General features: G+C 37.9%; 11 protein-coding genes, 1 tRNA gene and 1 pseudogene. 6 read left to right on the top strand and 7 right to left on the bottom strand.

Going from position 1 to position 12769, the window contains the following annotated elements:
- Positions 1 to 542: 542 nt before the first annotated feature.
- A complete protein-coding gene (locus tag D0463_RS17575) occupies positions 543 to 1439 on the bottom strand; it encodes a DMT family transporter (RefSeq protein ID WP_117308666.1) in 897 nt (298 codons plus the stop codon).
- Between the two features lie 171 nt (positions 1440 to 1610).
- Here D0463_RS17575 and D0463_RS17570 point away from each other — a divergent pair, with 171 nt between their 5' ends.
- On the top strand, positions 1611 to 2318 hold the full coding sequence (locus D0463_RS17570; protein WP_117308668.1) for an MgtC/SapB family protein: 708 nt from the start codon (positions 1611 to 1613) through the stop codon (positions 2316 to 2318).
- Positions 2319 to 2424: 106 nt separating this feature from the next.
- Positions 2425 to 2497: transfer RNA gene (locus tag D0463_RS17565), tRNA-Ala, on the top strand.
- 102 nt (positions 2498 to 2599) lie between these two features.
- Here the strand turns inward: D0463_RS17565 and D0463_RS17560 are convergent.
- Positions 2600 to 3700: an HD-GYP domain-containing protein gene (locus D0463_RS17560; protein WP_117308665.1), complete on the bottom strand. Its 1101-nt coding sequence runs from the start codon at positions 3698 to 3700 to the stop codon at positions 2600 to 2602.
- 368 nt (positions 3701 to 4068) lie between these two features.
- Here D0463_RS17560 and D0463_RS17555 point away from each other — a divergent pair, with 368 nt between their 5' ends.
- Positions 4069 to 4350, top strand: coding sequence for a hypothetical protein (locus tag D0463_RS17555; RefSeq protein WP_117308664.1), 282 nt, complete (start codon positions 4069 to 4071; stop codon positions 4348 to 4350).
- Between the two features lie 18 nt (positions 4351 to 4368).
- A complete protein-coding gene (locus tag D0463_RS19525) occupies positions 4369 to 4539 on the top strand; it encodes a hypothetical protein (RefSeq protein ID WP_160118473.1) in 171 nt (56 codons plus the stop codon).
- A 273-nt stretch (positions 4540 to 4812) separates the two neighbouring features.
- Here D0463_RS19525 and D0463_RS17550 read toward each other — a convergent pair whose 3' ends face one another.
- The 3 genes from D0463_RS17550 to D0463_RS17540 all read right to left on the bottom strand — a co-directional run bounded on the left by D0463_RS17550 (position 4813) and on the right by D0463_RS17540 (position 8171).
- Entirely contained in the window at positions 4813 to 5832 is a 1020-nt protein-coding gene (locus tag D0463_RS17550; RefSeq protein WP_117308663.1) for an STAS domain-containing protein, read from the bottom strand.
- Between the two features lie 144 nt (positions 5833 to 5976).
- Positions 5977 to 6384 carry a YkvA family protein gene (locus D0463_RS17545; protein WP_117308662.1) on the bottom strand — a complete coding sequence of 136 codons (408 nt, stop codon included), beginning with the start codon at positions 6382 to 6384 and terminating at the stop codon, positions 5977 to 5979.
- 71 nt (positions 6385 to 6455) lie between these two features.
- Entirely contained in the window at positions 6456 to 8171 is a 1716-nt protein-coding gene (locus tag D0463_RS17540; RefSeq protein ID WP_160118472.1) for a putative bifunctional diguanylate cyclase/phosphodiesterase, read from the bottom strand.
- 934 nt (positions 8172 to 9105) lie between these two features.
- On the opposite strand from D0463_RS17540, the gene D0463_RS17535 reads away from it, so the two are divergent.
- On the top strand, positions 9106 to 10671 hold the full coding sequence (locus tag D0463_RS17535; RefSeq protein WP_117308660.1) for a hypothetical protein: 1566 nt from the start codon (positions 9106 to 9108) through the stop codon (positions 10669 to 10671).
- Between the two features lie 61 nt (positions 10672 to 10732).
- Here the strand turns inward: D0463_RS17535 and D0463_RS17530 are convergent, their stop codons facing one another.
- A complete protein-coding gene (locus D0463_RS17530; protein ID WP_483295750.1) occupies positions 10733 to 11884 on the bottom strand; it encodes a CapA family protein in 1152 nt (383 codons plus the stop codon).
- A gap of 231 nt (positions 11885 to 12115) precedes the next feature.
- Here D0463_RS17530 and D0463_RS17525 point away from each other — a divergent pair, with 231 nt between their 5' ends.
- A complete protein-coding gene (locus tag D0463_RS17525; RefSeq protein WP_117308659.1) occupies positions 12116 to 12370 on the top strand; it encodes a hypothetical protein in 255 nt (84 codons plus the stop codon).
- A gap of 158 nt (positions 12371 to 12528) precedes the next feature.
- On the opposite strand, the pseudogene D0463_RS17520 reads toward D0463_RS17525, so the two are convergent.
- Positions 12529 to 12681: pseudogene (locus D0463_RS17520) on the bottom strand (proline dehydrogenase family protein); the annotation flags it as partial.
- Positions 12682 to 12769: the final 88 nt, after the last annotated feature.

Below are 12769 nucleotides of genomic sequence, written 5' to 3'. Positions count from 1 at the left end.
GCCAGCGTTCGTCCTGAGCCAGGATCAAACTCTCCGAAGAATGTTTGACTTGCTCATTTGCTTTTATAGTGTGTGCTCACTATTAAAATTAACGTTGGCGCTTTGTTTTGTTCAGTTTTCAAAGAGCAATTTCGTTGTCGTTTCTCTCAGAAGCGACTTTATTATCATAGCATTTCTAGCTTGCTATGTCAATAACTTGTTTGAAATAATTATTTGATGTTTTTTCGAAACTAGCAGGCCGCTTACTTAGCGACAAGAGATAATATAACACGTAAAAAATATGTTTGCAATATATTTTTTGCTCATTTTAAAATATAAATTTATCATCATATAAATTAGCAAATCGCTTAAAATAATTAAGAAGTGAAGCAATCGACTTCAGGTTTTCAGCATACTCCCTCAAAAGCAGAATATTGAATAAAGAAGAAGTGTCAAAATTGGTCTAACCGTTTCTTGATTAATGGCATTCAGTATCCGCGCTTTTCTTATATCCTTTCACGAATGGAGCAGTAGGCCAGTCCCAGCTTACTGCTTTCTCCACATCAAAGTGAACTCTCCGCAGCTTCCGTTTTCTTTTTATCCCTAAGGAACAGCATTAACCCGGCAAGGACGACAAAGCCGCCTAATGCTTGAGTCCAAATGATTTTTTCATCCAATATAAAGTAAGCTAAAATCGAAGCTCCCACTGGCTCCATTAAAATTGCCATCGAAATCGTTGTTGTGCTCAGCCATTTCAGCGACCAGTTAAACAGGGAATGTCCTAAAAGGTTCGGGAACACGGCAAGCAGGATGAAATAAATCCAATCTATGGTCGGGTATGGACCAAAAGATTCTCCCGATACAAGAACATAAAGAAATAAAGTAATCGTACTGATTCCATACACAACAAAGGTGTACGTCGTCGATGAAACTCTTTTCCTGACTGCTTGTCCAAATAAAAGGTAAGCCGTAATCAATGCACATGCTGTTAAGGCAAGAATATCTCCCCATAACGCGAGCCCGCTGATTTGGAAATCTCCCCAACTGATGATGAGACTGCCCGTAATAGCAATGATTCCGCTAATGATGACCGTGACCGAAAACCGTTCTTTAAAAAACAAAAACGCCCCGACAAAAGCAAATAATGGCTGTAGCGTAACCAGAACAGTCGAACTGGCTACAGATGTGTAGTTCAGCGATTCGAACCACAATATAAAATGAAATGCTAAGAAAACACCCGCTATAATAGAAAGAAAGAAATCTTTTTTAGTGAGCATCTTTAATTCGGAAAAGTTCTTTAATAAGAAAAAAGGCAGCATAAGCAGCACGGTAAATAATAAACGATAGAACGCGATGACCCCTGATGGTGCCGATGAAGCCTTAACCAAAATGGCTGAAGCTGAAACGGATGCGACTCCTATTGCTAACGCTGCATATGGATTAAATTTAGGCTCTTGCATACAACAATCCTTCCCCACTATTCCATAAAAGTCTATATATAAGTGTACAACAAGTATTGTACAATGTAGCTTAAGATTATGGATTTAAGCATTTCTTTTTAGGGTATTAAAAAAAATGCAAAATCAGCAGAAGTCATTAATATTGCGAGATGGACGGTGTTTGTTATGGATATGAATTGGGCATTTAACCCTCAATTAGAAATTCAGATATTATTAAAGCTTGGCATTTCTGCTATTCTAGGTCTAATTATCGGACTCGAGCGGGAGATGAAACGAAAACCCGCCGGATTAAAAACAACATTAGTTATTTCTATTGTAAGTTGTTTATTGACAATTGTCTCAATTGAATCAGCTTATATGTTTCCTGGGAGCGATGATGTAAATATAACGATGGATCCTTTACGTCTGGCTGCCCAAATTGTGTCAGGCATTGGTTTCTTGGGAGCCGGGGTTATTCTTCGCCGAGATAATAATAGTATCTCCGGATTAACGACGGCGGCGATTATCTGGGGAGCAGCTGGAATTGGGATTGCGGTTGGCGCTGGTTTTTATATTGAAGCAATCGCCGGGGTAATCCTGTTAATGCTTAGCGTTGAATTTATTCCGTATAGCTTAAAAATAATCGGACCCAAGCAATTACGGCAAAAAGAAATTATGCTAAAGCTGATCATTCACAAGAAGGAAGATATCGCAAAGGTAATGTCCAAAATCAATGAAGAGAAAATTTCAGTGAAAAATATCCGGATCAAGGATCTTGAAGAAAACCGGCATTCGGTTCATCTGCGCATAACAGTAGACGGAAAACGCAAAACGACCGATGTCTATTATGCCGTATCCAAATTTGCTGAAATCGCTAAGGTGGAAATAGAAAATCTGTAAAAATAAAAGAATCCGTTTGAGCAGTTTCAAACGGATTCTTTTATTTTTTAAAGAAGCTTATTGACTTTTTCTTAAAAATGACTAAAATAAATCTTGTGACTTATCCGGGGCATTAGCTCAGCTGGGAGAGCGCCACGCTGGCAGCGTGGAGGTCAGCGGTTCGATCCCGCTATGCTCCATACTTAAAACTCTTAGAGCCTTAATGGTTCTAAGAGTTTTTTTAATTATTGGCAGCTTATAAGCCTACAGGACAATAATTTTAGAAATCAGAAAAAATTTCATTATAGCAATGTGTCCGCTCCAACAATCTCCACTGTTAAATGATCTTTAGCATACAAATCAATTTCATATGGTTTTACTTGCTGGCCTTCTTCATCACTAATAATTCTAATGTTAGGCCGCCCAACTGCATTGAAGCTATATTCAGTTACGATTCCAGTCCTGCCATCATTTAATTTCACGGTCATACCTTGAGGATATATCGCAATACAACCTTTAAACAATTCAAGCTGTCTGCTGTCAAATTGAGTCCCATTCCCAGCATATAGCAGCTCCAGGCCTTTATGCGGCAAGATGGCACGTCGATATGGCCGGTGACTTGTAACGGCATCAAACACATTTGAAATACTTAGGATTTTTGCGTAACGATGTATCTCGTCTCCCTCTAAACCTCTAGGATATCCGGATCCGTCGATTTTTTCATGGTGTTGAAGTGCACAATGAGATACAGGTAAAGGGATTTCGTGAACCTTTCTAAGAATATCGAACCCTAAATCAGTATGCGATTTAACATGTTCGTATTCTTTCTCCGTTAACTTCCCGGGTTTATTTAAAATCTCCGGTGCGATAAACAGTTTTCCGACATCATGCAACATTGCGCCCAACCCTAGCTCTTCAATGTTTTTTAACGGGAAACCATTCTCAATTCCCATCTGACAAGCATATATGGCCACGTTTACACTGTGGGTATATACATGATTTTCTTGAGCTTTTGTCGTGGCCAATAAATTTAGCGCTTGCCGATTTTCCGTTAAAGAAGTCAGGATATCTTTAAATATCTTTTGAAAAGTTCTTATCGCCCTTCCTGTTTTAATCATACCCTTTACATTTGATGTATTTAACTCAGCGATTGTATGCAATCCTTCTGTTACCACATTTACAGCTTCTGAACGCAACTCTTCAGGTATGGACTCAATTATTTCTATTCCTTCTGATACTTCATCCTCTATGTAAATGGTAAAGATGTTTAATCGTATTAACCTTTCTATTAAATGGTCTGTTAGTTCAATTCCTTTTGTTAATAGTATTTGTCCATTTTCATTGTAAATCGTTTTACCTAATTTAACCCCGGGTTGACAGCTGTCTAAGTTTATTAAACGCATCTTCTATATCTTCTCCTATCAAAAGTTATTTAAGGAACTGATATGTACGATTTACTTTTATTTTCGGTAAGTTTCTCCAAGTTTTAAGTTATTCCAAGAAATCTTCCTTTTGTCAGCTTATTTTGAAATATAAAGAAGGAATCTTTTTTTCGAATTTTTCATTAATCCCTAATCATTTTTCCTGGTCACCCATGGTGTCTGCTCCCCTTTTAGATACTGAAATTGATTTCTAGAGGGTTGAATCGATAGTTCAAATATACTATATCTCTATAAGAATTCATGGTAAAATAGAACCAATACAGGAAATAATTATACATAGTTACCAAAGGCACTATCTTCAATGAACAGACTTGCAAGGGGTGGATTGAGTGGGATTTCTAGGAGACTTCCTTTTTACCGTATTGAAATCGATTGATGACACTTCAAATGACGGGAAAATAGGAAAATATTTAAAAAAAGAAATGAAAGAGAAAAAGATCGAGGTAAACAAACAAAAACGAACCGCGAACAGAAATATAGATATGTATTATAATAATCTGCAAAACAAATCAGCTAATGATTTAAAAGAAATATACAACAATGCAGAGATTCCGATTGAAAAGCGATATGCGGCACAAAAAGCTTTAAAAAAACAACGAGACGGACAATAGAAAAGGGGGATTTTCATAATGGCAAAAGAAAAATGTGGATACTGCGGCGGTAAAGGAAGGGTAGAATGCGATTGTACCGGGGGTGTCGGCAGGAGAGCCGCAGACGATGATTGCTATGCTTGCAGTGGAAGCGGCGAACATACCTGTCCAGCATGTGATGGCAAAGGCTGGACTAACGAAGATTATTAATATTTTATTTTAAATATGTTTTTATTTCCCTGTATCAAACCGAACGTCTTTCCATTGGAGAGACGTTTTTTTAGACACCTTAAGGAAAGAAAAGAGCAACCAAATAGGATGCTCAGGCAAGATTTCACTGTACGAGGTAATAGTGAAAGGTATGTTTATGTTTCCTTTTATAGAGAGCGATAATCTCCAGGAACGACTTTTTCCCGGTTGTTAAATCGAGTTCAATAATAAAGACCATGCTGCTTTATTAATTATGTTCCGCTTCTTCGTCAGTTATTTTCTTTCTATTATATCAAAACCATTTTGTTCGAGAGCGAATTGAACACCGTGCTGCAAAGTAGAAAAGAATGTAATGCCGCTCATATCAACATTCGAATTGGTAATGGCCATGCTGAGAGATGGAGATACGCCTACAAGAATAGAGTTTCCTCCGATTAAGCTGATTGCTTGTATCGTTTTTTGTAAGCCCTGTATGGTGAATTCGTCAAAGTGGTTAATTCCCGTCAGATCGAAAAGCATATATTTAGCGTGATGTCCGGAGAATTCATAAAGAGCTTTTTGCATCAATTCTTCAAAACGCTCTTCATTAAATTTACCGACGAGCGGAATGACAAGAATATCCTTTAATACCGGGATGACAGGTGAGGATAGGTCTCTAACAAGTGCTGATAATTCTTCCGTTCTTTGTTCAACCTTGGCCTCCAGAGCGTTTATATGCTCTTGTTCCTTTTGTCTCGTTAAATTATGAATGTTTTTTGATGGCGTGGTTGATGATGCATAAATTTCAATTTCATCATAGTCATGGCCCGTTAACTGGCTTTGATTTATTTTATACCACATGTTTTCTTGAAACAGCCCGCTGAAAACCCCCGCCCAATGGCTTGGCAAAAGCACGCCTGCCTGGTCTTTATCCATTAATTTAAAAATTCGGTGCTCCCAGCTATTTTTTAGCTGAACGATCACTTTTTTCTCTTCTAAAGAATAATATGCGATCTTGACATTACCCCAACCGGCGTTTCGATATATATCTTTATATTGTTCAATGATTTCTTCAATGTCGAACCGACCCGTATAATACGTACTAACAAGATGTCCCATACGAAAACCGGTAGCTTCAAATACCGTAGTGGAAACGTCACTGCCTGAGACTTCTTCAATCGTTTTCAAAAACAATTCAATCGCAGAATCCCAGAATAACAGGGCAGGTGCTCCGTCAAACGTAAATAAGCCTTCGTTTTTATCCCAAATAAACTCATTAGTATTAACCTGTACACGTACTTTTGAATCCGACATGCATCTGTTCCCCCTGATATATTTCGTTCATATAAATGATTATAAAAAATAATATATGATACCGATTAATAGTTCAACTATTGAAGCTTCTCTCAGAAAAATATAAAAGCCAGAGTTTTATTACACCCTGGCATCACCATTACACTACATAATTTTCCCGTCAATCTCAGATGTGTCTACGTCCGTTCCAAACCATTCTGCAAGTTTCGTTTTTGCTTTATCTTTCGTATCCTCATCAATGTACATCGCCACTTGGATGAGTGCTAGTCCCAACGCGCCTAAATCGTCGGTGAATCCAATCCCTGGCGCAAGATCCGGAATTAAATCTAGCGGGAGAATGAAATAACCTAATGCCCCGATAATTGTCGCTTTTACCTTTGCGGGGACTTCCGGTTTTTGCAAGGTATAATAAAGAAGTAAAACGGCGTAAACCACTGATGAACCGGCTTTCTTTCCAAATCTCTTTAATTTACCCCAAAATTTCTCGTCTGAATAATGCTTTTCTGACTTCTTGAGTTTATCGATTGTTTCTGGTTCATTAGCGTTTAACATGAAAATAAGCCCCCTCTAACTAACAAATAGTATAATCATCAACTATTTTATCATCTTTAAAACTTATATGGTCAATCCATAGCATTAAAAGTAAAATCCGGACTTTGCCTAGGTTTACCAATCAAATAGCCTTGTAAAATGTAGCATCCAAGTTGAATGAGACGATCCATTTGCTCTTCTGATTCAACCCCTTCGGCCACTACCTGAAGACCCAAAGTCTCAGCCATATTCACAATCGCCTTCACTACCGCATAATCTTCATTTTTGGTCAGCATATTTTTAATAAACATCTTATCGATTTTAAGGCTTGTAATCGGTAATTTCGTTAAGTAACTTAGTGAAGAATAGCCTGTGCCGAAATCATCAATGGAAATTTGGATTCCTGCTTCTTTTAATCGATCAAGTTTTGCATTCACTTTTTCCACACTATACATAAATATGTTTTCTGTGATTTCCAGGTTTAAGCTTGAAGGTTTAAACTGCGTTTCTTCCAATATGTCCATAATCTCTTGATCGAAATCCTCACGAAAAATTTGACGCGGGGAAATATTTACACTGAGAGTCAGATCCGGCTGCTGCTCTTGCCAATCCTTAACTTGTTCGCACGCATTTCTTAATACCCACTCACCGATTGGAACAATCAAACCAGTTTCTTCAGCGAGATGTATGAAATCCATAGGAAAAACCCTGCCTAGCTTCGGATGATTCCAGCGGACCAAAGCTTCTAGACCAATTACTTTCTTCTCCAGCATATCCATTTGTGGCTGGTAATGAATCTCAAGCTCATTCCTTTCTAAAGCTTCATAAAGATCATTTTCCAAAACGATTTTGAGGGAATTGATTGAATCGTCTCCATCTTTATAAAACTGAAAACTCCCCTTCCCCAGTTCTTTTGCTTTATACATGGCGGTATCGGCTTTTTTCAATAACACCTTAATCGTTTCTCCATGATCAGGAAAAATGGAAATCCCGGTGGTCGTTGCCGTTCTAAGCTTATGTCCTTCCAAAAGAAAAGGCGAGCTTATGCATTGCTGAATCTCTTCTGCCAGCTTTGCTGGATCATTTTTTTCAATATCAGGAAGGATGACTGTAAATTCGTCCCCGCCTAATCGGAAAACCATCCCTCTTTCCCCTAAGCAATCGCTCAGACGGGAGCCTATCTCTTTAAGCAACAGATCTCCCATCTCATGTCCTAATGTATCATTAATCGTTTTAAAACGGTCCAGATCCAACAAAAGTAGAGCAAATTTCCTTTTTTCTTTTCTTGCCACCACGATTGATTCCTCTAGCTGCTCTTTAAACTTCCTTCGATTGGAGAGACCTGTTAGCGCATCGTGATAAGCGACATGGGTTAACTCTTGAATCGCTTGATTCAGCCGCTGATTGGTCCCGTTCAGCTGTCTTGTTCTAACTTCCACCTTTTGCTCGAGTTTTTCTGCCAGATCACTTAACTGATCGAGCAAATGATGATTTTCACGAATGGTTACGACCTGCCTTATTATGATTAATAGAATGACTAGAGCAGATCCGGTAACCAGACTGTTCATGACTTCATTTTGAATAACCATAACGATAAACAGTAAAACGGTACTAAAATACGGTAATAGTAGTTTTACTGTATTTAACGTATTGCCACTTATATGGTCTTCCTTTTTTTGGCTTGATGCATTCTGCCCAGAAAACCCTACTAATAGAATGGCCATGGAAAACAATGGGTCGATTAAGTTTCCTGATGAGTATTGTTGATTTGTTGTTAAAAAGCTATATATGGAATTAGTGCCTACCATAATAATAAGGCCGAAAAAAATATAAAAAAACTCTCGTTTGTGAAAAAATGAGTTGCTTAGATAAATACTCATAGCGCCAAATAGAAGAATTAAATTGCCAATTGGACTCGCGACGGAAACAAGCAATGAAAAGACTGATGAATCCACTTGCGATACGATAGGCAAGATAGCAAAGTGCCAACATAAAGAAAATGCGGCAAACATAATGATACTAATATCAAATAAAAAACGGATAAAACTAAAAGTGTTTCTATTTTTTTGTAATGTTGTCATAATAGCAATAAGAAAAAGAATAAGATACAGTAAATAAAACAAATCTGCCCATCCAGGAAAAGGCACATCCTCTTTTAAGATAAGTTCATAATAATTCCACACAGCCTCTGCAATAAAGTAATGAAAGTAAGCCGCAGATAATAAAAGCCAAAAATTTTTCCTGGTTTTATTTAATTCGTTCTTATAACTATAAGCTAAACACACAGAAGCAATAAGCGGGGCTAATAAAGAAAAATGGTTTCCACCCCATATGCTTACTGATTCGTCTCCTCGCCAGACAAAAAGCCACGTATAATAACTCAATACATAAATCATAGTAAAATACAGCCAACGATGTGTTTTTAGTTTCTCCATAGACAGCACCTATGCTTTCAATATAATAATGATTCCAGTTCTCTATCAGGCTGTAAGTCAATCAATTTTCTTGGAATAATAATACTTGCTCTGATATAGGTCTTATATGACAATAAATAGGAAAAATGACCTATTAAATATATCGGTTATACTTTCTTTTTTTCAATATAGCGATATTTTTTTATTGCGAACGATATCTCTTTTTATGTAGAAATCTTTATCATATCTAAACAGAAAAAAGTATTTGTATTTAATATGAACGGCATATAAGATTATCTAAAAGTCTACTCCCCGAGGTGAGATGATCATGTCAATTGAATCCCAGGTTAAAGGTATTTTAAAAAGAGTGGTCAATGAAGACCCTGACCTCCGTTATGAGGCATTGGATGAATTGAATGGGCTAAAAGAAAATAATCATAACGGATTGGATAAAGACGTACTTATCCAAGTTATTGAAACCGCTGCAAACCCTTTTCCTAAGCCTGTAGACAAGTGGGATGAACCGAGCTTCTACCTGATCGACTTTGTCTCTGATTTTCGCGGCCCTGAATTAAGTGATGCCATCGTGAAAAACTTTGCTGATTTTAGCTTATTTGGAAAACAAAGAGCCGTGGATTTTTTACTTGAAGTCGAGGAAGAACGAAGCTTCGCGGCATTCTTTGAAATCCTGGAAAGAAATCTAGACGTAAACACTGCAATCATCCCTGTAGATTCATTAATGGAAAGACCAATGCTTGCAAAAAGGGTCATGGAGAAGTTTTATACCTATATCAACAATACGACTTACAAAATAGATTTCTATCACCTACTTTCCTACCTGCATGCCCAGGATGTTTTTTATCAGTTTAAACAAAAAGAAATTCTCCCTATCCTTGTTGCAGATTATCAAGTGGCCTTAAAGCAATATAAAGAATATGAATCTGACTATAATCCAAAGCATGTCTACTGCTCATGGAAAGACAAATATCTTGAGATAAGGGAAAGGTTGGATTTATTACTAGATTTATTTGTTTATTATTTTTCAGATGAAACGGAACAATTTCTTAAAGATGCCTTGTTTTATAAAGATCCAACCTTGAACGCAAGAGCGGCTATCTCCTGCATTCAAAGGGACTTACCGGTGACAAAAGATGTCCTTACGCATTGTGCCACTAATATTGAATCAGCTGGCACTTTTCATTCCAATCTGTTAGATATCCGGAAAGATCATCTTAATCCGATTATGGATAAACAAACTCACGCTGCAAAGAGCCGTTTATTTTTTCATTTGCTTTATGAAAACGATCAAGAAATATACGCAAAAAAAATAGAGTTAATGGATCAGCTCGAAACGGAAAACAATTATGGACAACCGGTCAGATACTACTTAGCGCAAGTAGAAGCAAACGACGACCAGTTTGCGGCATGGGTAGGCGCCTTTAATCTGGAAGAAGGTGAAGATTCAATATTTATGTGGGACGAGACATACACAGAGTTAGAGCCTTTTAACGCCTATACAGTTGAAGAACATAAGCAACGATTCTTTGACCGCAGTAACACAGAAAAAGAAAAAGATGAAAATGAAATCCATTTTGAAGTGAACCATCAAAAGCACCACGTCAAAATACAAGGAAAACAGCTTTTTGTTTCAACACCGAATGAAACAAAAACCATTCCTTTGCACAAAATCAAAAAAGTGACGATTGAATCAATGAAAGGCGGGCTTTTTGGGCTCGTTAAGAAAGAGCATATTGTCATTTATGACATTCAAGGCGAAGCTTCGATTGTTTTTCCTATATATGTACTGGATTACGGTGAGTTTTGTTATACGATCCTTGAACAAACCGACCATTTAAAAGAGCCGCCATTTTTGGAATATATGGAGTTTGAATAAATGAAAAACCGCCAGAATTCCAGGCGGTTTTCTTTATTTATAATGGGGCTGCCTGGAACAACTATTGACTGGCTTCATATCCAATCCAGTCCGATCCATTAATTTGATTGGACAGATTAATGATTTTCTTCTTCACTCTTTCGGCTTCAAAACCGTGTAATCGTTTCGGCTGATAGTTATTTCTGGAGGTAACGGATGAAATAGAGAACGGCACAATTTTAATCTCTTTTCGATTGGAGAGTTCACCATTTTTCAACTGGAACGTTTGCTGGAGCACAAATGTATCCTTGTCACTTGAATTGCTGTGACCGCCGAACATAAAGTTGCCAAGGCTATACACTATAAATTTATCGTTGTATTCTTCTATAACCTGAACGACGTGGGGATGATGCCCTAAGATAAGGTCAGCCCCGCTGTCGATCGCGAAGCGGGCCAATGACTGCTGCGTATCGTTCGGCACGTAACTTTTTTCTGTGCCCCAATGAAAATGAACAAGGATGATGCTTACATCTTGTTCTCTTAATTCTTCAATATCCTCTTCGATGATGCTGCGCAACTCTGGCGTATCTTCCCAGCCCTGATACCCTAAGGCTCCTAGTTTAACTCCTTTAATTGCCGTTACATACTGGGTTTCATATCCGAAAAAGCCTATCTTATGGTTCTGCAATGCAGCAAGTGTATCATCATAACCTTTTTGCAGATAATCGAAGGTATGATTATTTGCCAGATTTACGGATTCAATGCCCGCAATTTCAAGAATTTCAGCATAGGACGGGTCTCCTTTAAAGCTGAACCTCTTTTCCGCTCTTTGCGTGGCATTCGTCAGTGTGGTTTCTAAATTAATGGTCGACAGGTCATCCTCCTTGAAAATATCACCCAGTTCTTTCACGAAATAAGGAAGTCCATTTGTCGAAGCCTCATCCGGGAAAGAATCTGTATAAGCAAAATTCTCATCCGTTCCGAGGGTAAAATCACCTGCTGCACTTATTGTAATGGATGCTTCTTCCGTTTTAGTTTTCTTCTTTCCCTCAAGCTCGGTTTGCCTTGTACCAACTCCATTGGTGACAGTCTTAACATTTTTATTGTTATTGTAGAAAAAAAGGCACAATACAATCATAAAAATAGCAAAAAGAAAGCGCCGAACTGATTTTTTCAATCGCCTTCGCTTGCGTTTTACTCTTGTCTTTCTTCTCCCGTTCTCTTCACTGCCCATGATCCTCCAGACCCCTTCATCATTTAAACTAGCCATCACTTTTTTCCCGATGATTGGCAGTTTTACTATACTTGTTAAACGGGGGATCTGTTCATTTTGTTTCGCCTTTGTAATAAGATTGTTGATAAAATGTCTGACTTTCTTTAAATAGCTATCGACTGAAGCCAGGCCAAACAGGTAGCACTATATGCTAAATCTTTATAAGGATGAACTAAACGAGGGAGGTTAATGATGGAAAAGTTAATCTTAATTACATGCGTTTCAATTTTAGGCCTTTCGATACTGGCTTGCAGTCATCAAGAGGATAATGAAGCAGCCGAGTTCAAACAGACAAAACGAAAATTTATCATGATGGATTCCGTTAACGAGCCCCTTCCACCCGAGGTGAAAAATATCGATAGTATGCTTAACAAACCGGAACCCCAGCAAATTCCAAACGCCAACATAAATGACCTAATCGTGATTACAAAAATGACAGCCCTCTAGAACGGGCAAGCCGAAATAAATTCTCTTTACATGGTATAGCGAGTGACAAATGAACATCGGTGATATTATTTCAGCCACTTGCTTTTGGTAATATCTAAAAGAAAGATAGAAAAAGCTCGGCTTTAATAGCCCAGCTTTCTTTTTCATTCTAAAACAATTTAATAAACAGACACTTTCTCTTCAGAAGTTTCAATAACATCTGCAATAGCCCTGTAGATATTGGGAGGATATTCAGCGATTCGATGGGCCAGGTACAAATACCACTCTGTTCCGTAAGTGATGTATACTCTGGCATTATGGCCTTCGTTTTTCACTTTTTTAATTGGCTCTGTTAATTCCATTGTTGATTTTCAAATGGTCATGGAATCTACTCGCTTTCCGCGGACGAACTGGCAAGCC

The organism is Bacillus sp. V59.32b, assembly GCF_003429085.1.
Lineage (GTDB): Bacteria > Bacillota > Bacilli > Bacillales > DSM-1321 > Peribacillus.
The sequence above is the reverse complement of the archived record's forward strand: the minus strand, read 5'-3'. Positions and strand labels throughout refer to the sequence as shown.